The 21,418-nt window shown below is 67.8% G+C and carries 23 protein-coding genes; 13 read left to right on the top strand and 10 right to left on the bottom strand.

The annotated features are described in order from the left end of the window. Window positions 1-31 precede the first annotated feature (31 nt). Window positions 32-973, bottom strand: a complete 942-nt coding sequence (locus tag VGV60_08365; protein HEV8701270.1) for a helical backbone metal receptor — start codon at window positions 971-973, stop codon at window positions 32-34. A gap of 266 nt (window positions 974-1,239) precedes the next feature. On the opposite strand from VGV60_08365, the gene VGV60_08360 reads away from it, so the two are divergent. Next, window positions 1,240-2,517 (top strand): sensor domain-containing diguanylate cyclase, encoded by a 1,278-nt coding sequence (locus tag VGV60_08360; protein HEV8701269.1) that lies wholly within the window; start codon window positions 1,240-1,242, stop codon window positions 2,515-2,517. A gap of 19 nt (window positions 2,518-2,536) precedes the next feature. Further along, window positions 2,537-3,886: an EAL domain-containing protein gene (locus tag VGV60_08355; protein ID HEV8701268.1), complete on the top strand. Its 1,350-nt coding sequence runs from the start codon at window positions 2,537-2,539 to the stop codon at window positions 3,884-3,886. A 147-nt stretch (window positions 3,887-4,033) separates the two neighbouring features. On the opposite strand, the gene VGV60_08350 is transcribed toward VGV60_08355, so the two are convergent. After that, on the bottom strand, window positions 4,034-4,246 hold the full coding sequence (locus VGV60_08350) for a hypothetical protein (GenBank protein HEV8701267.1): 213 nt from the start codon (window positions 4,244-4,246) through the stop codon (window positions 4,034-4,036). Between the two features lie 259 nt (window positions 4,247-4,505). Between VGV60_08350 and VGV60_08345 the strand changes: the two genes are divergently transcribed. Further along, window positions 4,506-5,903: a sigma-54 dependent transcriptional regulator gene (locus tag VGV60_08345; protein ID HEV8701266.1), complete on the top strand. Its 1,398-nt coding sequence runs from the start codon at window positions 4,506-4,508 to the stop codon at window positions 5,901-5,903. Here the strand turns inward: VGV60_08345 and VGV60_08340 are convergent. Continuing rightward, window positions 5,893-6,966, bottom strand: a complete 1,074-nt coding sequence (locus VGV60_08340; GenBank protein HEV8701265.1) for a dipeptide epimerase — start codon at window positions 6,964-6,966, stop codon at window positions 5,893-5,895. The two genes, VGV60_08345 and VGV60_08340, sit on opposite strands and share 11 nt — an antisense overlap. Continuing rightward, a complete protein-coding gene (locus VGV60_08335; protein HEV8701264.1) occupies window positions 6,963-8,078 on the bottom strand; it encodes a DUF1611 domain-containing protein in 1,116 nt (371 codons plus the stop codon). Before VGV60_08335 ends, VGV60_08340 begins: the two co-directional genes overlap by 4 nt. A 46-nt stretch (window positions 8,079-8,124) precedes the next feature. Here VGV60_08335 and VGV60_08330 point away from each other — a divergent pair, with 46 nt between their 5' ends. Genes VGV60_08330 through VGV60_08320 form a run of 3 tightly spaced genes read left to right on the top strand, consistent with a single transcriptional unit; the run spans window position 8,125 to window position 9,779 of the window. Continuing rightward, window positions 8,125-8,784, top strand: a complete 660-nt coding sequence (locus VGV60_08330) for a hypothetical protein (GenBank protein HEV8701263.1) — start codon at window positions 8,125-8,127, stop codon at window positions 8,782-8,784. Between the two features lie 7 nt (window positions 8,785-8,791). Beyond that, the gene (thiS, locus tag VGV60_08325) at window positions 8,792-8,992 is read left to right on the top strand and encodes a sulfur carrier protein ThiS (protein ID HEV8701262.1); all 201 of its coding nucleotides are present in this window, start codon (window positions 8,792-8,794) and stop codon (window positions 8,990-8,992) included. A gap of 7 nt (window positions 8,993-8,999) precedes the next feature. Then, window positions 9,000-9,779, top strand: a complete 780-nt coding sequence (locus VGV60_08320) for a thiazole synthase (protein ID HEV8701261.1) — start codon at window positions 9,000-9,002, stop codon at window positions 9,777-9,779. 45 nt (window positions 9,780-9,824) lie between these two features. Here VGV60_08320 and smpB read toward each other — a convergent pair whose 3' ends face one another. The 4 genes from smpB to VGV60_08300 all read right to left on the bottom strand — a co-directional run bounded on the left by smpB (window position 9,825) and on the right by VGV60_08300 (window position 13,096). Then, the gene (smpB, locus tag VGV60_08315; protein HEV8701260.1) at window positions 9,825-10,304 is read right to left on the bottom strand and encodes an SsrA-binding protein SmpB; all 480 of its coding nucleotides are present in this window, start codon (window positions 10,302-10,304) and stop codon (window positions 9,825-9,827) included. Continuing rightward, window positions 10,301-11,191, bottom strand: a complete 891-nt coding sequence (rsmI, locus tag VGV60_08310; protein HEV8701259.1) for a 16S rRNA (cytidine(1402)-2'-O)-methyltransferase — start codon at window positions 11,189-11,191, stop codon at window positions 10,301-10,303. Before rsmI ends, smpB begins: the two co-directional genes overlap by 4 nt. Before the next feature lie 10 nt (window positions 11,192-11,201). Continuing rightward, window positions 11,202-12,008, bottom strand: coding sequence for an NAD+ synthase (locus tag VGV60_08305; GenBank protein HEV8701258.1), 807 nt, complete (start codon window positions 12,006-12,008; stop codon window positions 11,202-11,204). A 125-nt stretch (window positions 12,009-12,133) separates the two neighbouring features. Next, entirely contained in the window at window positions 12,134-13,096 is a 963-nt protein-coding gene (locus VGV60_08300; GenBank protein HEV8701257.1) for a transposase, read from the bottom strand. 412 nt (window positions 13,097-13,508) lie between these two features. Between VGV60_08300 and VGV60_08295 the strand changes: the two genes are divergently transcribed. The 6 genes from VGV60_08295 (at window position 13,509) to VGV60_08270 (ending at window position 17,833) form a co-directional block, all read left to right on the top strand. Next, window positions 13,509-14,375, top strand: a complete 867-nt coding sequence (locus tag VGV60_08295; protein HEV8701256.1) for a hypothetical protein — start codon at window positions 13,509-13,511, stop codon at window positions 14,373-14,375. 4 nt (window positions 14,376-14,379) lie between these two features. Next, on the top strand, window positions 14,380-14,742 hold the full coding sequence (locus VGV60_08290; GenBank protein HEV8701255.1) for a hypothetical protein: 363 nt from the start codon (window positions 14,380-14,382) through the stop codon (window positions 14,740-14,742). Window positions 14,743-14,872: 130 nt separating this feature from the next. Beyond that, the gene (gene efp, locus VGV60_08285; GenBank protein HEV8701254.1) at window positions 14,873-15,433 is read left to right on the top strand and encodes an elongation factor P; all 561 of its coding nucleotides are present in this window, start codon (window positions 14,873-14,875) and stop codon (window positions 15,431-15,433) included. Between the two features lie 9 nt (window positions 15,434-15,442). Beyond that, window positions 15,443-16,252 carry a fumarylacetoacetate hydrolase family protein gene (locus tag VGV60_08280; protein HEV8701253.1) on the top strand — a complete coding sequence of 270 codons (810 nt, stop codon included), beginning with the start codon at window positions 15,443-15,445 and terminating at the stop codon, window positions 16,250-16,252. Window position 16,253: 1 nt separating this feature from the next. Beyond that, the gene (locus VGV60_08275) at window positions 16,254-16,808 is read left to right on the top strand and encodes a LemA family protein (protein HEV8701252.1); all 555 of its coding nucleotides are present in this window, start codon (window positions 16,254-16,256) and stop codon (window positions 16,806-16,808) included. An 8-nt stretch (window positions 16,809-16,816) separates the two neighbouring features. Further along, window positions 16,817-17,833 (top strand): M48 family metallopeptidase, encoded by a 1,017-nt coding sequence (locus VGV60_08270; GenBank protein ID HEV8701251.1) that lies wholly within the window; start codon window positions 16,817-16,819, stop codon window positions 17,831-17,833. Between the two features lie 53 nt (window positions 17,834-17,886). Here the strand turns inward: VGV60_08270 and VGV60_08265 are convergent, their stop codons facing one another. Next, window positions 17,887-19,539 (bottom strand): radical SAM protein, encoded by a 1,653-nt coding sequence (locus tag VGV60_08265; GenBank protein ID HEV8701250.1) that lies wholly within the window; start codon window positions 19,537-19,539, stop codon window positions 17,887-17,889. Next, a complete protein-coding gene (locus tag VGV60_08260) occupies window positions 19,536-20,444 on the bottom strand; it encodes a nitrilase-related carbon-nitrogen hydrolase (protein HEV8701249.1) in 909 nt (302 codons plus the stop codon). The genes VGV60_08265 and VGV60_08260 overlap by 4 nt, the downstream gene beginning before the upstream one ends. Before the next feature lie 157 nt (window positions 20,445-20,601). Here VGV60_08260 and amrB point away from each other — a divergent pair, with 157 nt between their 5' ends. Further along, entirely contained in the window at window positions 20,602-21,411 is an 810-nt protein-coding gene (amrB, locus tag VGV60_08255) for an AmmeMemoRadiSam system protein B (protein HEV8701248.1), read from the top strand. Window positions 21,412-21,418 lie beyond the last annotated feature (7 nt).

Raw genomic sequence — 21,418 nt, 5'->3', positions numbered from 1 at the left:
GGCCGGTGGCCCGCACGGCTTCCTCATTATTTCAGGGTCCCGCTTCCGGAAAGGCCGCCGGGTGCAGCGCCCTGGCGACCTCTTCGATGCCCGCGACCACCCTCGGGCCGGGGCGTTCGATCGCCTCGCTGACGACCAGCAGCCGGCCGCTCCTGACCGCCGGCACCGAAGCCCAGGCCGGATCACGCTTCATTCGTTCCAGGAAGTCCCGGTTCTGGGGCGTGGTCAGGATCACCTCGGGGGCGCGCCCGATGGCCGACTCGACGTCGAACGAAGGCCAGGCCGCCGGCGCATCCGCGGTGATGGACTCGCCGCCCGATTGAGCGAGCGCATCGGTGAGGAAGGCCGACCGTCCGGGCACGACCAGCGGCTCTCCCCAGACGATGAACAGGATTCGGGGGAGGGGCTGCTTCGAGACCCTGGCCCGGACCGTGTCGAGGCGGGCCTGCAGGCGGCCCACGCGGTCGTTCCCGACCTGTTCCTCGCCGAGCAGCGAGGCGAGATCGCGAAGCGCTCCGAGGACGCGCTCCACGTTGGGGGTGTCGATCGTGTACAGGGGCAGGCCAAGCGCCGCCGCCTGCCCGCTCAGGGAAGGATCGTTGCCGCTCGTCGTGCCGATCAGAAGGTCCGGCTCCAGGCTGCGGATCGTTTCCAGACTGGGGTTCAGGAGGCCGCCCACTCGGGCGATCGCGGCGCTCCCGGCGGGCAGCTCGCAAAAATCGCTCACGCCCACGACCCGCCCCTGCGCCCCCAGGGCGAACAGGGAATCGGTCACGCTGGGCGCGAGCGATACGATTCGCCGGGGATGGAGGGGCACCATGACCGTGCGCCCCAGCCCATCGTGCACCGCCCGGGTCCTCTCGGGGGCCTCGCGGCGGCAGGACGGCAGGAGGCCCGGAAGGCACGACGCGACCAGCAGAGCGGTGGTCGGAAGGGCCCGAATCCAGTGGCGGTTGGCATGGCTCGCGGTCATTGGGGGCTCCCGTGAACCGGGCCGGCCACTCTAGAGCGGGGGGACCGGCCTGTCAAGGAAGCCCTTCCTCCCAGGATGGAGCCGCTATCCAATATTTTGACGGGAGCGGTGGGACAACATCGGGCGGTGCTCCGGCCCGAGCCAGGGCGGCCCGGGGATCCTCCGCCGATTCCTTGAATTGACCCCCCACCGGACGTTACGTTTGCGCCGCTATCTTTGTGTCATTCAGTCTCCTTCCATGGGAGGCGACGGGACATCGGGATCGGATGAATCTCCTCAACAGTCTTCTCGCGATCCTTCGAACGGTGCCGCCCTGGGGATGGGCCTGCGCGGTCCCGGGAGGGATCGTCCTCGGCTGGCTCATGGGTCGAATCGCCGGCCGCCGGGGCCGGCCCGCGCGCCGCCCGGTGCGCGACGAGAGCGAGCTCTCCGCCCTGCGTGACCTGAGGTCGAGCGTCGCGCGCCTCGAGGCGGAGAACACGGCCCTCTCCAACTTCTTCCTGCTCCTGCCGGATTTCACCAAGGAGATCAATTCGCGCATGGAGAGGCGCGCCATCGCCCCCCTGCTCGTGAAGATCACCGAGCGCCTGTTCGCGCCGACCCAGGTCCTGATGTTCATCCTGGACGAACGGGTCAACAAGCTCATCCTGCAGCAGCAGCGAGGACTGGCCGACGACGTGAAGATCGGCTTCCAGGTCAAGATGGGGGAGGGTCGGATCGGCTGGGTCGCCGAGCACAAGGTCCCCATGGACACCAACGACTTCATTCGCGAGATGCGGCAATCGGGGGCGAGCCTGGACGTGCCGGGCCACTTCCGCTTCAAGACCGAGCTGTGCGCGCCCATGGTGCACGAGGGGCGCATTCTCGGCGTGATCAGCGTGGGTGGAATCACGCGCCACTACAAGTACGAAAAGACGATGCTCAACCTGATCGCCGACCTCGGCAGCATCGCCCTGCACAACAACACGCTGTTCTCGCAGGTCCAGGAGATGGCGAACTCCGACGGGCTCACCAAGCTCTACAACAAGCGGTTCTTCATGGACCAGCTGTCGATGGAGATCATCAAGGCGGAGAAGGGCCACTATCCGGTTTCGGTGTTCATCTTCGATCTCGATCACTTCAAGCACTACAACGACACCCAGGGGCACCAGGCGGGGGACGAGGTGCTCAAGATGACCGGCCAGATCCTGCGCGAGATGGTGCGTCCCGACGACACCCCCGCACGTTACGGCGGGGAGGAGTTCATCGTCATCCTGCCGCAGACGCCCAAGGAGGGGGCCATGGTGGCGGCCGAGCGCATCCGCGCCAGGGTGGCGTCGCACCCGTATCCGAACCGGGAGAGCCAGCCGCTGAAGACCGTATCCTTGAGCGGCGGCGTGGCCACATTCCCCGACGACGGGCGCAACGGCACCGACCTGATCGCCTCGGCGGACGCCGCCCTCTACCGGGGGAAGCAGGCCGGGCGCAACAGGGTCATGCGGGCCGAGACGAAGTACTTCTCGGACGGCTCCGAAGACGCCTACTACGGCGTCAACAACGGCTGAGGCGGGAGTCGGACGGTCGATGCAGAGTCGGCGCAAGAAACTGATGAAGGATCTGAAGGACAGGGGAGAGCTGCGCGGCGTGAGCACCGCCGGCGCCCTGACCGACCTGCTGTACGACGAGATGACCGATCTGCCGACCGTGCCCCTCCTCCTGGGCCGGATCCGGCGCATGCTCAAGGCGTCCCACCAGCTCGGCCTCCTGTCGATCAGCGTTCTGCAGAACGAGCGCGGGGTGCAGACCCTCGGGTGGCAGGGCTACGAGTCGCTGGTGCGCGGCGTGGCCTCCTTCCTGGTCGAGATCAAGAGGGTGGCATTGCGGCGCGACGACTACATCTCCGAAGTCATGATCAGCGGCAACGCGTTCGTCATCCTCCTGTCGCCGCCACGGGGCGAGCAGAGCATCTCCTATTCCGACATCGACAAGGTGCGCTGCCGGGTGGCCCTCCAGATGGAACGCTTCGTCCGCGACCAGCTGCCCGCCGAGGTGAAGGAGACCGTCGGCCTGTATGTCGGCTGCACCGTCCTGACCCAGGACCCGGCGGTGCGCTTCGAGCGGCTGGTCTACTCCGCGCTGGAGCAGGCCTTCACGGACTCGCTCCTGCAGAGGAAGAAGGAGCAGCACGACGCAACCATCCGCCTGCGGACGGTGCTGCGGGCGGAGGCGCTCCGCGCCGTGTACCAGCCGGTCATCGACGTCCTCGAAAAGCGGGTGGTCGGCTACGAGGCGCTCATCCGGGTCCCCGACAACAGCTTCCCGGGTCCGGACCAGCTGTTCCAGGCCGCCTACGACAACGATGCCGTCTGGAAGCTCGACCGGTTGTGCCGGGAGCGCGCGATCCGGGGCGCGCAGGGCCTGAGGGAGGACGAGCTCCTGTTCCTCAACCTGGAGCCGGATTCCATCCACGACCCCGCCCTGCGCTCCGAAACAACCTTCGCCCTGCTCAGGGACATGGGCCTCAAGCCCACGCAGGTGGTCCTGGAGATGACCGAGCACTCGGCGGTGCGCGACTTCACGGCGCTGCGCCAGCTTCTGAACTACCTTCAGTTCCATGGCTTCCGGCTGGCGGTGGACGACGTGGGATCGGGGTATTCCGGTCTCAAATCGATCGCGGAGATCAAGCCGGACTTCATCAAGATCGACATGGCGCTCATTCGCGACATCCACCTGCACCCGATCAAGCAGGACCTCACGGGTACGATCTCCCGGTTCTCGACCAGCTCAGGCATCACACTGATCGCCGAAGGCGTGGAAACCAGCGACGAGCTCCGTTGCCTGCAGTCCCTCGGGGTCCGCTATGCGCAGGGGTTCCTGTTCGCCCGGCCCGGGCCGCCGTTCCCCGAGGCCGACCTCAGCGGCATCGATGATTGAGGCGTTCCGGGCGTTTTCTCGCGAAGGACGCCGTAAAAGAGGAGAGCCGCTTCATGCGTACAGAAGCGGCTCCATTCTGAGGATCTGTCGTGGTTGTTGTTACGTATCTCAGCCCTCTCGGACTGGTAAGAGAAGGGCTCGTGCCTTCTAGACCGCCCGCTTCTCCTGCGAACGGGACTGGCTCCACGCTCCCATGATCTGGCAGGTCTTGGCAGTCTCGACCTCGATCCACCGGTGATAGACCTTCCGGCGGGACGGGTCGATCTGGTATGAAACGTTTGCGAAGCTGAAATTAATCATCCCGTTCTGCGACTGCGACGATTTCTTCCTGGCGACTCCCGAGCCCTTTTTGATCACCAAGCGTCCTCCCGAAGTTGACTACATATAGAGCAATATTCCTGCCAGACGATCCAGTCCGGTGCCACATCGTGCAGGGGGCTGGACCATTTCACAACTGATTGAGCAGAATGGGCTTTCGTGAGTCACTCGGGCCTGTCCGGGGGCCATGAAACGAGCATCCGGCTGCCGGCACGGACCGACTCCGTCACTCTGACGCACCGTCCGGTTGACTTAAATGCGTCAAAGTGACAGACTTTCCGCGCCTGCGGGAGGGCCCGACGTGTCCTTTCATGGAAAGCAGATCCTGCTCATCGACCCGGTAACCCGCCACGAGACCGAGTCGCTGATGCGCGGGCTCGGCATGGAGGTCCGGCCGGTCAACGGGGTCGATGCGGCGCTCGAGGCGGTCTCCCGCGAGGAGTTCGACATGGCCCTGGTCGACGTGGGACTCTCCGGCAGCGGCGCGGACGGAATCCTGGCGCGGCTGCGTGCGAGACAATCGGTTCCTTCCATATTGGTCCTGACGGGAGAGGAGTCGGTGCGCCGCGCCATTCGGGCTCTCGAGCACGGCGCCGACGACTACCTGGTGCGGCCGCTCGACCGGTCGGAGGTGGTGGCGCGCCTGGGCCGCATCCTCGAATGGCAGCATGCCGGCGATCGCGCGGTCCACCTGCAGGAAGAGTTGAGCCGCAAGTATCTCGTCGGCAACCTGGTGAGCCGCTCGGAAGGCATGCAGCGGGTGCGCGACCAGATCCTGCAGGTCGCAGGCGCCCGCAGCACCGTTCTCATCATGGGGGAGAGCGGCGTCGGCAAGGAGCTCGTCGCCAAGGCGATCCATTACAACTCCCCCCGGCGCGAGGCGCCGTTCATCGCCATCAACTGCTCCGCCATTCCCGTCAATCTGATCGAGAGCGAGCTGTTCGGGCACGAGCGCGGCGCGTTCACGGGGGCGGTCGGGCGGCAGAAGGGAAAGTTCGAGCTGGCGGACGGTGGGACCATTCTCCTCGACGAGGTGGGGGACATGGACCTGCTGACCCAGGCGAAGCTCCTGCGGGTCCTCGAAGAGCGCGCCTTCATGCGGGTGGGTGGAGGGCGCGAGGTGCGCGTCGACGTGCGGGTCGTCGCGGCGACCAACACCGATCTGGAGGATCTGATCCGCCGGAGGCGGTTCCGCGAGGACCTCTACTTCCGCTTGAAGGTGATCGGCATCTTCGTCCCGCCGCTGCGCGATCGGCAGGAGGACATTCCCGAGCTGGCGCGCGTCCTGCTCGAGCAGATCTGCCGCGAAAACGGTCTCAGGCGCCGGCGACTGACCGCCCGCGCCACGGCCGCTCTGCAGCGCTATTCCTGGCCGGGCAACGTGCGCGAGCTCAAGAACGTCCTGGAGAGCACGGCGATCACCCGGGCCGGGGAGGTCCTGCGCGAATCGGATCTCCCGAACCGGTTGAGCGTGAATGCGTCCTCCCCGTCACCCGGCGGCCGGACACGCGCCGGGTCCACGCTGCGCGAGATGGAACGCGAGCTGATCCGGCGCACCCTGTCCCGGCACGAGGGGAACCGCACGCACGCGGCGCGCGCTCTCCGGATCGGGGTCCGCACCCTGCAGCGCAAGATCCAGTCGTACGGCATCCGCATGCCCTCGTCCCGCGGTCGCCGCCCGGCGGCCTTCAAAGGTTGACCCGGACGCCCAGGCCGTCCTCGTCGTGGAGCGGCAGGATGTCCCCGTGGTCGATGAGGACTCCGCCCCGGGCCACGTCGTCCACCAGATCGAGATGCCCGTCGAGGTCGGCGCGCTCGACGTTCGGCGCCGCCAGGGCGAAGTGCAGGGCGGCGGCGATGCCGATGCGCGACTCGTCCATGCAACCGATCATCGCGCCCAGCCCGGCGCCGCCGGTGCGGCGCGCAATCTCCATCGCCTCTCCGATGCCCCCCGATTTCATCAGCTTGATGTTGACCAGGTCGGCCGCGCGCGCCTCGACGAGGCGCGCGGCGTCCCGGGCGTCCTGGACCGACTCGTCCGCCATGATCGGTGTCGCGAACTCGTCGGCGAGCCGCCGCATCCCCTCGAGGTCGTCCGCGGGCGTCGGCTGCTCCAGGAGCTCGATCTCGCCGGGCTCGAGCGCCGCGAGGAATCGACGCGCCTGATCGACGCGATATCCCTGGTTGCCGTCGGCGCGCAGAACGATTGCGGGCCCCAGCGACCGTCGCAGGGAGCGCAGGGTCTTCAGGTCCTGCTCCCAGTCCTCTCCAATCTTGACTTTCAGGATGCGGAAGCCGGCGTCCCTGAATCGCAGGGCCCGGTCGAGGGTCGCCGCCTCGTCGTCGATGCCGAGGGTGATGCTGGTCGGCAGGCGATCGCGCCGCATGCCGAGGAGGCGCATGAGGGGCACGCGGGCCCGGCGCCCCGCGAGATCGTAGAGCGCCATCTCGGCCGCCGCCCGGGCGCCAGGGGCCCCGGGGGCCGCGTCGCGGGCGCGCCGGGCGAACCCCGCCGGATCGGCGGCGTCCGATTCCCGCAGGAGCGGCAGGAGCCGATCCTGCAGGGCCAGGAGCGCGGCCGCCGCCGTCTCGCCCGTGACCTCGGCGGCCGGGGCGGCGCAGCCGAACCCGGTCCGCCCGTCCGAGGTGTCCACCTTGAGGAGGATGTTGTCGGCCGTGGTGTAGGTGTGTCCGGCGATTCGATACCCCTCGGCCAGGCGGAAGGAGATCGGAATCGCCTCGACGTGGAGTATGCGGATCATCCCGGCAGTCGGGGGAACCGGCGGCGGAGCTCCAGAAGGATCGGCCCGACCCCGTCCCGGAGCGGATCGACGCAGGGGATGCCGTGGCGCGCTCGCATCGACTCCGCATGCCGGCGCGCCTCCTCCGGTTGCAGGCCCTCGTGGTTGAGGGCGATCGCCAGGACGGGCGTGCCGCTCAGGAGCCGGATGACCTCCATCTCCCGATCCACGCCCGCGAGCGGGAAATCGGGAAACCCGTCGTAGTGGGCGCGCGCCGGAGCGTGCTGCAGGACCACGGCATCGGGGCGCGCGCCCGCCAGGATTTCGAACCCGCCCGGATAGGCGGGGTGGGTGAGGCAGCCCTGGCCCTCGACGACGATGACATCGGGGCGCTCCTCGCGAAACGCCCGCAGCACCTGGTGCTCGATTTCACCCGACACGAAGTCGTTCACCAGGCTGTCCATGATGAGCCCGTACCGCACGCCCTGCATCCAGGAGGTCTGGCCCGTTCCGACCAGAACCGCCCGGCAACCGGCGGCGTTCAATCCCTGCACGAGACGGACCGAGGTCGTCCGCTTGCCGACCCCCGAATCGGTCCCGAGGACGGCCAACCGGACCGACGCCACCTCCAGGATGCCGCCGGTGAACGGATGCATCGCCTCGCGCGGCGGCGTGCGGCGCACGTCCCGGATGCGCGCGCCCTTGGCCTTCGCCAGGACGGAAAACTCGGGATCGTCGCCGAGCAGCTCGTGCAGACCCGAATCGACGTGGATCCCGAGCGACAGGGCCTGGCGGATCGCCGGCCGCAGGGCGCCGGGAAGGACCCCGCCGTGCGTGGCGACACCGACGACCAGGTAGTCCGGGCCCCGCCCCAGGGCGCGGATCGCCTGGTCGAGGTCGGCCACGATCGGGATGCCGGCCGGCCGCCCATCCAGGACCTCGCCCGCGTCGCGCCCGGCCAGGCCGCTGTCGATCACCGCCAGGACGCGGTATCGTTCTGTGTGGCGGACCAGGCCGTGCGCCGTCTTTCCTTCGGTGCTCGCGAACGCCCCCTCGCACAGCACGACCGCCGTTCCGTCGAAACCCTTCTCGGCCATGATGCGGTGGACTGTAGCACAGGTGAAAGCCGCCACGGGTCCGTCCTTGACGCCCTTTTGACGCTTGCCCTAAGATGCCGTCATGGTCACGGGATTCAATACGGACGTGCGGCACGACGGCAAGACCTACCACGTCCAGACCGAGGACAAGGGCACGAACAACCCGATCATCGAGACGCTGATCTACGTGGGCGGAGAGATCCTGGCGGCCCGCCGGACCTCCTACGCCGATCTGCTCGCGCAGGGCGTGAGCGAGAAGGAGATCGCCGAGAGGATCGAGGCCCAGCACAACCGCATGATCCTCGATATCCGGGACGGCCGGTACGACAGCAAGAAGAACCGTCCCTTCGGCGAGGGGATCATCTCGAGCAAGAGCTTCGACGAGGTGGTGATCGACTATCTCAGGTCGCAGGCGGCCGCGGACGGCATCTCCCTGCAGATGACCGGCTCGGACGGCTTCATCGAGGGGGAGACCGCGCGCCTCGACCTGCTGGTGTGTCAGGCGACGAGCGGGAAGGGGCTCGCCGGGGCGAAGGTCAAGGTCCGGCTCATCAGCACCGTGGACAAGCCGCGCACGCTGGTCGAGGGGAAGACCGGCGACGCGGGGGACGTCTCCCTGACCTGCGCCCTGCCGCTGCTGGAGGAGGGGACCGCGGCCCTGATCATCCAGGCCTCCGCGGGCAAGGAGAGCGCGGAGATCAAGCAGCTGATCAAGAAACCGGTGCGCAAGGCGGCCGGCTGAGCAGGCGATGACCATCGTTCTCAACGGCGAGAGGCGCGAAGCTCCGGGGGGGATCTCGGTCCTGGCGTTGCTCGAGACGATCGGCCTTTCCCCGGGGCGGGTGGCGGTCGAGATCAACGGCAGGGTCACCCGTCGCGGGGAGTTCGCCGGGGCGCTCCTGCGCGAGGACGACCGGGTCGAAGTGGTCCAGTTCGTCGGAGGGGGCTAGAGGCCGCATGAAGACCGACAGGCTCACCATCGCCGGAAAGAGCTATGCATCCCGGCTGATCGTTGGTACGGGAAAGTACCCCAGCCTCGAGGTCATGCGGCTGGCCATCGAGGCGTCGGGAGCGGGCATGGTCACCGTCGCCGTGCGGCGCGTCGATCTGTCCCGGCGCGGCGGCGAATCGCTCCTCGACCACCTCGACCTCGACAAGGTGACGCTCCTTCCCAATACGGCGGGATGCTATTCGGCGGAGGAGGCCGTGCGCACCGCCCGCCTGGCGCGGGAAGCCGGCCTCTCCGATCTGATCAAGCTCGAGGTGATCGGCGACGAGAAGACCCTCTTCCCCGACACCGAAGGTCTGCTCCAGGCGACCCGCGTCCTGGTCAAGGAGGGCTTCACGGTCCTGCCCTACACCAATGACGACCTGGTCGTGGCGAAACGGCTGCGCGACGCCGGCGCGGCGGCGGTGATGCCTCTGGCGTCGCCGATCGGGTCCGGGCTCGGGATCCAGAACGTGCTGAACCTGATGCTCATTCTGGAGGAGATCCGGGACATTCCGGTGATCGTGGACGCGGGGGTCGGGACCGCCTCGGACGCGGCCGTGGTCCTGGAGATGGGCGCGGACGGCGTGCTGATGAACACCGGCATCGCGGGCGCGGGCGATCCCGTCAAGATGGCCAAGGCGATGCGCCTCGCCGTGGAGGCGGGGCGCCTGGCCGCCGAGGCCGGGCGCATCCCGAGGAAGCTGCGCGCCGCCGCCAGCAGCCCGATCGAGGGCCTCCTGCGCTGAAGGCGACGTCCCGCCGCCGCACCGGAGAACGGGGCCCCGCCGGGCTCAGGCCCGGCGCCTCTCGCGGATGGCGGCGCGCGCCTCCTTCGCCTGGTCCTTCTCCTTGATCGCCTCCCGCTTGTCCCAGAGCTTCTTCCCCTTGGCCAGGGCGATCTCGACCTTCACCCGGCCCTTCGACAGGTAGAGCCGGAGCGGGACCAGGGTCTGGCCACCGGAGCGCGTCTTCTGGGCCAGCTTCAGGATCTCGGCCCGGTGCAGCAGGAGCTTGCGCGGCCTCAGGGGATCGTGGTTGGCGTAGCCGCCGTGCGAATAGGGGGAGATGTGGCAGTTGTGCAGGTAGACCTCGCGCCCGTCGACGCGGGCGAAGGAATCCTTGAGATTGGCATTCCCGTCGCGCAGCGATTTGACCTCCGTGCCGAGAAGCGCGATCCCGGCCTCGAAGCGGTCGCCGATGAAATAGTGGTGGAAGGCCTGCCGGTTCGAGGCCAGGACGCGCGCGGCGGGGTCCTTCTCCTTTGGGCTCATTCCTCGTCCTCGCGCTCGCGCAGCATGTCGCGATAGACGTCGCGGCGCGACAGGCCGGTCTCGCGCGCCACCCGCCGCATCGCCTCCTTGCGGGCGAGTCCGGCCTCGGTGTGCCGGCGGACCCGGGCGGCGATCGACTCCCGGGGAAGCGCGCCGCCCGCCGGCAGCTCCCGCGCCGCGGCATCGGCGGGGGCGCCGGCCACGAGGAGGGCGATCTCCCCCTTGAGGGGGCGACCGGCGAAGCTGGCGCGGATCGACCCCAGGGTCCCGGCCACGAACTCCTCGTGGACCTTCGTCATCTCCCGTCCGAGGACCGCCTCGCGATCCCCCAGGGCCTCGAGGGCGTCCGCGAGCATCGTAACCAGGCGCCGCGGCGACTCGAAGAAGACCAGCGGGCGCGGCTCGGAGCGCAGCGCCTGCAGGGCGCGGCGGCGCTCCCCCTGGCGCGGCGGCAGGAATCCGATGAACGTGAAGGGCCCCGGATCGAACCCGCTGACCGAGAGAAGAGCCGTGAGCGCGGACGCCCCCGGCACCGGGACGACCCGGTGTCCCTCCAGGCGCGCGGCGCGCACCAGGAGGGCGCCGGGATCGGACAGCCCGGGCGTCCCGCCGTCCGTCACCAGCGCGACCCTCGACCCGCGACGCAGCTCCAGCAGGAGTTGCGGCAGGCGGCGGGTCTCGTTGTGCCGGTGGCAGCTGACGGTGCGTTTCGCGAGACCGTGCCGGGACAGGATCACGCGGGTCCTCCGGGTGTCCTCGCAGGCGACCAGATCGCTCTCGGCGAGGGCGGAGACGGCGCGCGGCGTCAGATCGTCAAGATTGCCGATGGGTGTCCCGACGACATAGAGGGTGCCGCGGGGCTCGCTGCTGCGGATCGTGTCGGGCACTCCGTGGGCCTCACCGTCCCCAGTCGCGGGGATAGAGGAAATCGACTCCGACGGTGCGCGCGGAGACCTTGGCGATGAGCGGCGTCCGTCTCTTGAACTGCGAGGACGCGATGGACCGCATGATCGTCTCGATCATGCGCCTGGGAAAACCCGCCGCGATCGCCTGCTCCGGGCGCTCGCGACGGTCGATCAGGAGCACCAGCAGCCGGTCGACCTGCTCGTACGTGAAGCCGATATCCTTCTCGTCGGTCTGGCCCGCCCACAGATCCGCGGTCGGGGCCTTGAACACGATGTCCTCGGGGATGCCCAGATGCAGGGCCAGCGCCCGGACCTGGGTCTTGTAGAGATCGCCGAGCGGGTTGATGCCCGATGCCAGGTCCCCGAAAATCGTGCCGTATCCCAGGAGGATCTCCGTCTTGTTGCTCGTCCCGATGACCATGGCCCGCCTCCGGGCCGACAGGTCGTAGAGGATCGCCATGCGCTCGCGGGCCATCTTGTTGCCGCGGCGGAGACGCGAGGCGCCACCCCGCGGGCGAAAATAGGCATCGATCATCGGCGTGATGTCCACGCGGACGCTCCGCGCGCGCAGGAGGCGGGCGACCCTCCGGCCGTCCCGCAGGCTTCCGGGGCTCGACGCGCGGTACGGCAGCAGGGCGCACAGCACGTTCGCGGGGCCCAGCGCGCGGCAGGCGAGCGCGGCCGCGACGGCCGAGTCCACGCCGCCCGAGAGTCCGAGGACCGCCCGCCTGAAGCCGGCCTTCTTCGTCTCACGCCGGATGAAATCGACGAGCAGGGCGGAGGCCGTCGAAGCGTCCATCGCCAGGCCCGCCGGCGGCTCGAAGGGTGTCCCGGGGCGGCGCGCGATCACGGGCAGAGGGTATGCCGCCCGCAGACGCACTGTCAACGAGGGGCGGCGGGTGAAGCGCGCGCGTGGGTAGTGGGCTAAGTGAGTGTTGCCGCCGCCTCAAGTAGCTCGCGCACCGTCCAAACGTGATCCGTGATTCCGCTTCCCATGCCCGGCGTGACTCGGGTCGCGGAGTGAACGAGGCACAGGTTATACCACGCCGCGAAGAGTGCCACGGCCGCCTTGAAGCCCTCCAGTGTCTTGCTGAAGGCGTTCACGAGTCGGCCCACCCGGCGGATGTGCTGGCGCAGAATGCCATTCGCCCGCTCGATATGGCAGGTGGAGATTCGGGACGGGTCAGGGTCGCCTGAGAAGATTCTTCGGAACACCCCGATCACCTTCGGCGCTGGCTTGTACCACTCGGGAGCGCTCGGCGTCTCAGGCTGGCCGAACACTTTCGTCTGCTGACCATAATGAACGTCCGCGCCGAAATGCTCCTCCACGGCAGGAACGTACCAGTTCAAGCCGTCCGTGCTGAGCTGGAAAATCCCGTCAACGCGGCGGCGCAGCCCTTCGATGAATTCGTAGGCTGACACGCTGTCACGCTTCCCGACGTGGTACGAGAGGATCGCCTTCGTCTCGGAATCCAGCGCCGCCCACACGTAGCAGTCGCCCCACTCGGCAGGGTCGGTCCGGCGGACGCGCTTTCCCTTTGTATGGATGTAGGACCATGCCTCATCCGCCTGCACGAACCGCGCCCGGACGCCGGTCATCTTCACGTCCAGAAGGCGTTCGCAGTTCCGGCCGATGGTCAGGAGGATCGCCATGACCGTGTTTTTGTGGAGCCCGGTCAGGCGACTGGTGGCCCGGATGCTCATCCCCTCGGTGATAAAGCTAACTACCTGGATCGCCTTCTCCATGTCGGTGTAGTGGTTCCCGAGCGGCTTCGCCCGAGGCTCAAGGAACGTGACGCGGCAGGTGTGGCAACGGTAACGCTGGATGCGGTTCTTAGCGAAGCCAAAACGCTTGGCCCGGCCGTGCTGACATTTCAGGCAGGTCATAGTCCGCCCCTTGCAGAAGAGGCGGGGAAGGCCGATAATGGCTCTGTGTCTGGGCCATGCGGCTTACCCCGCGTGGTTTAGATCGGCCCGGCCAGCCGTTGACGCGGCTGACCGGGCATTGAATTGAGAAGCCCACCACGGCCCATCCCTCTGCCCCGGCAGGAGCCACAGGGATGGGCCTTCGCGTGTGTCGCCCCCCGCATCGGCGGGCACTATGAACGCGGGGGACTGTGACTCTCCTCATCGGGCAACCTCCAGTGACCGGATCCTTATATACCCACCAGATCGCCCTGTCAAGGATAATTAAAGGCTAATTCGCACATATCCAAGGCTGACAGACTCGTAATATTGCCTTGTTGCCTATTGACAAGCTGCCTGGGTTATCCTATGCTCTGCCGGAAAGGAGGCAAGCATGGGTAAGCAGCGAAGTCCGAACTACCCGGCCACGGGCTTGACCGAGGCCATAGACCTGGCGCGACGACTCTGGAAGATTGAGCAGCGAACCTCTGTTTCGCCAGACGTGATCGCCAAGGCGTGGGGGTACAAGAGCCTCAGTGGACCGGTGCGAACCAAGGTTTCGGCTATGAAGAAGTACGGGCTCTTGGAACAAACCACGGACGGGATGCGTCTGTCACAGCGTGCCGTTCAGATCGTCAACTATAAAGCGGACACGCAGGAGTATCAAGAGGCGATGCAAGCTGCCGCCAAAGAGCCGGAACTGTTTCAGGAACTCTACAAGACCCACCAAAATGCGTCAGATGATGCCCTTCGGGCCTATCTTGTCACTAAGAAGGCCTTTTCTGACCCTGGAGCACGGCAACTTATCAAAGCGTTTCGTGAAACAATGGCTGTTGCCAAACTCCAAGATTCCCCGTATACTCCTCGCGACGGGAACGGGTCTGGCAATAAATTGGTCGTCGGTGACACTGTTCAGTGGGAATCTCAAGGGATTTTCCAGTTTCAGACACCATTGAAAATAAAGGGTTTCAGCGACGACCGGACCCATGCTTTCGTTGAAGGGACTCCTGCGGGGATTCCGGTGAATCAACTCGTGAAGGTAGAAGCCGAGACGCTCGGCCAGAGCACGCAGGGTAGTGGTCTGAAGGATCTGCCCAAGAGCGGAGTCCGCCGAGAAGTGTTCGCCCTGGACAACGGAGAGGCAATTCTCCAATGGCCGGCCCAGCTAACGGCCGATGGCGTTGCCGAGTTAAAGGATTGGCTCACCCTGGTCATTCGCAAGGTTGAGCGGATCTCAAAGGCCGAACCGAAGGCGGAATAGTCGCGTGGCTGAGAAGTCGTTCATCTACCAGGTCCCGGACGCGAGGGCGGCAGCGACCGCCATTCGCGAGCTTGATCCGATGTATCAGGGAAAGTTGGTTGGGCTGGCCGTATTTGCTCGTGGGTTCAAAGACAACCCGGAGGAGTTCTTCGTTTTTGCAAACCTAGAAAGCCCGACAGCAGACGACGCGAGCATGGTCGTTGGCGTTCTAGAATCCCACGGTCGCATGGCTGACCTGACCTTTGACATGCTATTTCAAGGCAACCCGCGACCGCACTTTGTGGCATCCGGACTCGGTGAGCAGATCCTTGCTTCCATCCGCGCCTACTATCCAAACGCCGATCCGGGACCAGAGAAACCGATTTAGATTCAGCAACACACTCCTAGCCCACTACCCGCGCGTGATGCGGCTTGCGGGCAGGCCGCAACGCCGCTATAATGCGCCCTCCGGCCGGCCTCCGGGCCGGCCAGGACCCCGCACAAGGGACTCGAGCGGCATGATTCAGGCGACACAATTGCGCAGCGGCATGGCGATCCTGCACGAGGGAACCCTCTGCCGCGTCCTCAGCGTGCAGCACATCACGCCCGGCAACTGGCGCGGCATGGTGCAGGCGAAGCTCCGGAATCTCAAGAGCGGGAACAGCTTCGAGTACAGGTTCCGCTCCGAGGATCGGGTGGAGAAGGCGGACCTCGAGGAGCACGAGATGGAGTTCCTGTACGCCGCGGGGGACGATTTTCATTTCATGAACACCGAGTCGTACGAGCAGGTGGCGATCCACCGCGACGACCTGGGAGACGCCGTCCACTACCTGGTGCCCAACACCAAGGCGATGGTGGAGTTCTATGAGCACCGGCCGGTGGGGGTCGAGCTTCCGGTGACAGTCGATCTGCGCGTGGTCGAGACCGCCCCCGGCATGAAGGGGGCAACCGCCAGCAACAGCGGCAAGCCGGCCGTGCTCGAAACCGGCCTCCAGGTCATGGTCCCCCAGTTCATCGACGTGGGGGAGGTGGTGCGCATCGACACCGCCGAGGGGAAGTACCTGGAGCGGGCCAAGTAGGGCCCCCGGGTGGCGGACCTCCTCCGGCTGGCGCGCTTCCGGGACAAGGATCGCTCCTTCTACGCCCTCCTCGAGAACGACGGGCGCGCCCGGCCGTTGTCCGCCGATCCCTTCGAATCCGACCCCTTCGCGGCCCTGGCACGGGTCAAGGGCCCGGCCCTGCCGGTGGACGGCTGGGAGTGGCTGCCCCCCTGCCGGCCGTCCAAGATCGTCGGCGTCGGGCGCAACTACCGGGACCACGCGGCCGAGCTCGGCCACGCGGTGCCCGAGGTGCCGCTTCTCTTCCTGAAGCCCCCGTCCGCGCTCCTTCCGCCCGGGGGCGTGATCCGGCTGCCCCGGGACAGCCGGCGCGTCGATTTCGAAGGGGAGATCGGCGTGGTGGTCGGCCGGACGGCCCGGGACGTCCCGGAGTCCCGGGCGAGGGACTTCATCCTGGGGTATGCCTGCGTGAACGATGTCACGGCCCGCGATCTGCAGAAGAAGGACGGGCAGTTCACGCGCGCCAAGGGGTTCGACTCGTTCTGCCCCTTCGGGCCTGCCATCGCGGTCGGCCTGCAGCCCGACGCGCTTCGGATCGAGACCTTCGTGAACGGGGAGCGCCGTCAGTCCGCGCCGGCGTCGAGCATGATCTTCGGCATCGACGCCCTCGTCAGCTTCGTCTCGCATATCATGACCCTCCTTCCCGGGGACCTGATCGCGACCGGGACCCCGGAGGGGGTCGGTCCCCTGGAACCCGGGGACGAAGTCACCGTATCAATAGACGGGATCGGCCGCCTGACGAACCGTGTGGAAGCGGCGCCGATCCAATCGGAGGGATGAGATGGCGGCCTTCGTGGTCCTGCTCGTGCTTCTGGGGGTCTTCGGCCTGACTCTGGTGGGCATCTACAACGGCCTGGTCACGCTGCGCAACCAGGTGCGCAACGCCTGGCAGCAGATCGGCGTGCAGCTGAAGCGGCGGCACGATCTGATCCCGAACCTGGTCGAGGTCGTGAAGGACTACATGGGGTACGAGCAGGAGACGCTCGACAAGGTCATCCGGGCGCGAAACCAGGCGCTTTCCGCGACGGGAGTCCAGGGCACGGCGGCGGCGGAAGGGGCCCTGACCGGCGCGCTGCGCTCGCTCTTCGCGGTCGTCGAGGCCTATCCGCAGCTCAAGGCGAACGAGAACGTGTCGCGCCTTCAGGAGGAGCTGACCTCGACCGAGAACCGCATCGCCTTCGCGCGGCAGTTCTACAACGACATGGTGATGCGCTACAACACCCGCATCCAGGTGTTCCCTTCGAACCTCCTCGCCTCGTTCTTCGGCTTCAAGGACGAGGCCTACTTCGAAATCCCCGCCGAGGAGCAGCAACCGGTCAAGGTCGATCTGAGGTAGAGCCGGACATGCCGCGGGTTGCCTGCCCGACGTGTGGCTACCGGAACCCCGCCTCGTACGCGGCCTGCGACCTGTGCCGATCGCCGCTTCGGGGGGAGGGGACCGGCGCGCCCGCCGCGCCGCCCCCCGCGCCCCGGCGGGATTTCTACAGCGAGCAGGCGGCGAACTCGAGGCAATCCTGGATCCTCATGGCCGCCTTCATCGGGCTGGTCGTCCTCGTCGCCTGGGTGGCCGGCGAAGCCTCGGGCCTCGGGCCGGTGGGCCTGCTGTTCGGCCTGGCCTTCGGATCGGCGGGTGCGCTTCTGGCCTACTACGCGGGGGATCGGATGGTCCTCTCCGCCAGCGGCGCCGTGGAAGCGTCCGCCGACCGGGAGCCGGTGCTGCACAACATCGTCGAGGAGCTGTGCCTGGCCTCGGGGATGCCGAAGCCGAGCCTCTACATCATCGAGTCGTCCGCCCCGAACGCCTTCGCCACCGGGCGGGATCCGGCCACGGCCTCCGTGGCGGTGACCCGCGGTCTTCTCCAGAAGCTGAGCCGCGAGGAGCTGCAGGGGGTGCTGGCTCACGAGATGAGCCACGTGCGCAATCTCGACATGCGGTTCGCCACCATCGTAGGCATCCTGGTCGGGACGGTCGCCCTCCTCTGCGACTGGGGCTGGCGCTCCTGGCGATTCCGCGGTGGCCGCCGGTCCTCCGGCAGCGCCGGCCTCGTGATCGTCCTCCTGGCGCTCGTCCTCGCGATCTTCGCGCCCCTGGCGTCGCGGCTGATCCAGATGGCCATCTCCCGCCGCCGCGAGCTGCTGGCGGACGCCTCGGCCGTGGAGCTGACCCGCAACCCGGGCGGCCTCGCCGCCGCCCTGCGCACGATCGCGGCCGATCCGGCCGGCCTGGAGGTCGCCAACCGGGCCACGCAGCACCTGTTCATCGTGAATCCGCTGAAGTCGTACGGGATCGATTCGAGCGCGCTTCTCAGCACCCACCCGCCGATCGAGGCGCGCATCCGGATCCTCGAATCGATGATGTGAGCGCGAGGACGCCGACAGGCTCCCAGGAGCCGGCCCAATACTCGGACAGGCTCCTAAACCGGCGCCGCGGTCGCGCGCGCGCCGCCGACGGACGCGGCCATCGTCACGCGGCGTCGCCCGGCCAGGAGGGCGGCGCGGAGCTGCGTCCTGGCCAGGGCGAAGGACGGCACGATATCCGAGGCGGCCCGATACTGATCGGCCGCCTCCGCATGGCGTCTCTGCCGCATCGCCAGGGCCCCGAGCCGCATGCGCGCCCAGAGAGATCGAGGATCGGCCTCCAGGATGGCGAGGTATTCCCTCCGGGCCGAGGCGAGGGCCCCACGGCGCTGCCAGTGCTCGCCGGCCGACAACCGGAGCGCGTAGCAGTCGCCGACGACCGCGCGCTGCCGGTCGAAATCTCCGGGCCCATAGGCGGCCAGGCGGCCGACGCGGCGCAGGGTCGACAGGAGCGTGCGGATCGAGCGGCGGGTCCAGGGGTCCTCACGGACATAGAACGCCTCGCGTCGCTCCTTCACCCAGTAGTCGTCCGTGAGCCCGTGCCGCACGCGGGCCTCCTCGTGGAGGGCGGTGCCCGGGTAGATGGTCATCGGGGAGACCAGGCCATCGTGCGGCCTGATCTCCTCGATGAGGCGGATGGTCGCTTCGAGGTCCCCGTCGGTCTCCGATTCGATGCCGGTGATCAGGTAGATGGAGAGCCCGAGTCCGACCTTGCGCGTGGCCGCGGCGGCCGCCCGCACCTGATCGATCGTGATCCCCTTGTTCAGCCGCTGCAGCATGCGCGGCGACCCGGACTCGACCCCGTACTGGATGTGCGTGCAGCCGGCGCGGCGCATCCACGCCAGGCGCTCTTCGTCCACCGCGTTGACGCGCGACTGGCAGTCCCACAGGAGGTCGATGTTCGCGTCGACGAGGCCGCGGCAGAAATCGATCACGCGCTTCTTGTTGACCGTGAACGTGTCGTCGCGCACCGAAACATAGACGACACCGTGCTTCTCGCGCAGCAGGCGCACCTCCTCGATCATGTTCGCCGCCGATCGGAAGCGCATCCCACGGCCCCAGAAATCGGGAGAGGAGCAGAAGGTGCAGGCGGCGGGGCAGCCGCGGGACGTGATGATGAACTCGAACTGGGTCGTTGGATCGACGCCCACCGAGGCCGGATCGGCCGAGGGGTGGGGGAGCGTGTCGAGATCCAGGATGACCGGCCTCTCGGGGGTGTCGATGAACCCGGCGGCCCCGGGGCCCGGAGTGCGGCCTCGAAACGTCACTCCGGAGATGAGAGGGAGCGCCTCGAGGAGATTCCCGCGCGCGTGGGCCCGCGCCAGCTCGAGCAGGGTGTCTTCCCCCTCGCCGCGCGCCACGATGTCGACCTGGGGGTAGTGCGCCAGGAGGTGGTGGGGCAGGTGCGTGGCGTGCGGCCCGCCCGCGACGATCACGCAGCGCGGGTTGGCGGCCCTGGCCAGGGCCGCCAGGCGCATCGCCTCGTGGCGATTGAAGGTGAACACCGAGACGCCGAACAGATCGGGGCGCTCGGCGTCGAGGAAACGCTCCGTGCGCCGCCAGCTCCAGGCGCTGCAGTTGACGATGCGGGCGTTGAAGCCGTCGCGCCTGAGGACGGCGTTGAGCGTGCCCAGCCCGAGCGGCGTGAAGCGGGAGTAGAACTCCATCTTTCCCAGGTCGTGACAGGTGTAGCCGAGGAGGATCTTCATCGTTTCCTCCGCGGCGAGCCCGCGTCCGGCACCGCGAGCAGCCGCTGCACCTCGCGCGCCAGGACCGGGAGCCGCTCGTCGCGCAGGAGCGGCAGCACGGTGCGGGCGCGGCGGAGGGAGGCACGCGGCAGGTCGCACACCACGAGCTCCTCCTGAATCAGCCGGCCTTCGGCCAGCGCCTCGCCTGCGGGATCCACGACGCACGATCCGCCGCTGAAGTTGATGCCGTCCTCGAAGCCGACGCGGTTGGCGTAGATCACGTAGAGCGTCTGCATCTGCGCCGTCACCCGGGCGAGGTTCCTCCAGGTCGCGTGGACCGCCAGCCCGCGCCGGTCCATCCCTTCCGTGGGCCCCGCCGACAGCACCACCAGGTAGTCGGCGCCGTCCTGCGCGAGGACGAGCGAGGTGGAAGGGTGCCAGAAGTCCTCGCAGATCAGAATGCCCATGCGGCCCAGCGGCGTGCTGAAGGCCTGCAGACGATCTCCGGCGGCGAAAAAGCGCCCCTCGTCGAACATCCCATAGGTCGGCAGGTAGACCTTCCGGTGCACGTGACGCACGCGGCCCCCCTCGAGAAACATGGCACTGTTGTGGTAGCGGTGCCCCGGCGACTCCTCGACGAAGCCGGCCACGATGGCGATTCTCCGGCTGAGGTCGACGAGCGGGCGGAGGCGGTCGCCGAGATCCGCGAGCGGCAGGGCGACCTCCGCGACCAGGTCCTGAAGCAGGTAGCCGGTCAGGCTCAGCTCCGGAAAGACCACGAGATCCGCGCCGCGCCGGAGCGCCCTGCGGGTCCAGTCGGCATGCAGGGACACGTTGGCCTTCAGATCGCCGAGGACCGGCTCGATCTGCGCCACGGCAACCCGGAGCCGGCCGCCGGATCGATCCACCGCTCGCTGCCGCGCCATTCCTCCCGCCTTCCGTGGTGAGCTTGGGATGAAGGCGCGAATCGTAGCACAGGCAGGCCAACGAAACAATGCAAGTGTCCCATTTTGTTGAATTTGGCACATTCATCTGGTAGCATGGCGGCCGCTCCCCGGATCGCGGGGAGCACCGGAAACCGAGATGATCCGCAGGCCCGCCGTCGCCGGCCAGTTCTACGCAGCCGATCCGGAGACACTGAGGCGCGACCTCACAGCGCTCACGGACGGGCAGCCGTCGCCGGCCGGGCCACGGGGGATTGCCCTCCTCGTGCCCCACGCGGGATACATGTATTCGGGCCGGGTGGCGGGCGCGACGTACACCTCGACGCGCCTGCCGCGGCGTGCGGTCATCCTCTGCCCGAACCATACGGGTGTCGGAGAGCCGATCGCGATGAACGACGAGGGGCACTGGGAGACTCCCCTGGGCCGTGTCCCGATCGACGTCCCTCTGGCGCGCGCCATCCTGGAGCGCTGCCCGCACGCCCGGGTGGACGCCCGGGCGCACGGCCGCGAGCATTCCCTGGAGGTGCAGCTCCCGTTCCTGCAGCACCTCGTCGGCGAGTTCCGGTTCGTGCCGATCTGCGTCGGCACGATGCACCTCGGCACACTGCTCGACCTGGGGCGCGCTCTGGCGGCGGCGATCGGAGACGGCGGGGACGACATCCTGACGATCATCAGCAGCGACATGTCCCATTACGTGCCGGCGGAAGTGGCCAGGAGACAGGATCGGAAGGCGATCGACCGCCTGCTCGCGATCGACCCCGAAGGGCTGCACCGCGTCGTGCGGGAGGAGGCGATCAGCATGTGCGGAATCGCTCCGGCGGTCGCCGGGCTGGAGGCGGCACGTCGGCTGGGCGCCTCCGGGGGGCTGCTCGTCGCCTACGGTCACTCGGGGGAGACCACGGGTGACGGCCGATCGGTCGTCGGGTACGCCGGCGTCGCCGTCTCGTGAGGGGAAG

The organism is Candidatus Polarisedimenticolia bacterium (assembly GCA_036001465.1).
Lineage (GTDB): Bacteria > Acidobacteriota > Polarisedimenticolia > Gp22-AA2 > Gp22-AA2 > Gp22-AA3.
This window is presented reverse-complemented; position numbering and strand designations above follow the sequence as displayed.

What these genes read in the sequence shown, in the direction of transcription:
- VGV60_08305 (HEV8701258.1), bottom strand. Translation starts at nt 12,008, where the DNA reads ATGGACGCTTCGACGGCCTCCGCCCTGCTCGTCGATTTCATCCGGCGT.
- VGV60_08300 (HEV8701257.1), bottom strand. Translation starts at nt 13,096, where the DNA reads ATGACCTGCCTGAAATGTCAGCACGGCCGGGCCAAGCGTTTTGGCTTC.
- VGV60_08275 (HEV8701252.1), top strand. Translation starts at nt 16,254, where the DNA reads ATGGCGGCCTTCGTGGTCCTGCTCGTGCTTCTGGGGGTCTTCGGCCTG.
- VGV60_08265 (HEV8701250.1), bottom strand. Translation starts at nt 19,539, where the DNA reads ATGAAGATCCTCCTCGGCTACACCTGTCACGACCTGGGAAAGATGGAG.
- VGV60_08330 (HEV8701263.1), top strand. Translation starts at nt 8,125, where the DNA reads ATGGTCACGGGATTCAATACGGACGTGCGGCACGACGGCAAGACCTAC.
- VGV60_08355 (HEV8701268.1), top strand. Translation starts at nt 2,537, where the DNA reads ATGCAGAGTCGGCGCAAGAAACTGATGAAGGATCTGAAGGACAGGGGA.
- thiS (HEV8701262.1), top strand. Translation starts at nt 8,792, where the DNA reads ATGACCATCGTTCTCAACGGCGAGAGGCGCGAAGCTCCGGGGGGGATC.
- efp (HEV8701254.1), top strand. Translation starts at nt 14,873, where the DNA reads ATGATTCAGGCGACACAATTGCGCAGCGGCATGGCGATCCTGCACGAG.
- VGV60_08270 (HEV8701251.1), top strand. Translation starts at nt 16,817, where the DNA reads ATGCCGCGGGTTGCCTGCCCGACGTGTGGCTACCGGAACCCCGCCTCG.
- VGV60_08260 (HEV8701249.1), bottom strand. Translation starts at nt 20,444, where the DNA reads ATGGCGCGGCAGCGAGCGGTGGATCGATCCGGCGGCCGGCTCCGGGTT.
- VGV60_08295 (HEV8701256.1), top strand. Translation starts at nt 13,509, where the DNA reads ATGGGTAAGCAGCGAAGTCCGAACTACCCGGCCACGGGCTTGACCGAG.
- VGV60_08360 (HEV8701269.1), top strand. Translation starts at nt 1,240, where the DNA reads ATGAATCTCCTCAACAGTCTTCTCGCGATCCTTCGAACGGTGCCGCCC.
- VGV60_08320 (HEV8701261.1), top strand. Translation starts at nt 9,000, where the DNA reads ATGAAGACCGACAGGCTCACCATCGCCGGAAAGAGCTATGCATCCCGG.
- smpB (HEV8701260.1), bottom strand. Translation starts at nt 10,304, where the DNA reads ATGAGCCCAAAGGAGAAGGACCCCGCCGCGCGCGTCCTGGCCTCGAAC.
- VGV60_08340 (HEV8701265.1), bottom strand. Translation starts at nt 6,966, where the DNA reads ATGATCCGCATACTCCACGTCGAGGCGATTCCGATCTCCTTCCGCCTG.
- VGV60_08365 (HEV8701270.1), bottom strand. Translation starts at nt 973, where the DNA reads ATGACCGCGAGCCATGCCAACCGCCACTGGATTCGGGCCCTTCCGACC.
- amrB (HEV8701248.1), top strand. Translation starts at nt 20,602, where the DNA reads ATGATCCGCAGGCCCGCCGTCGCCGGCCAGTTCTACGCAGCCGATCCG.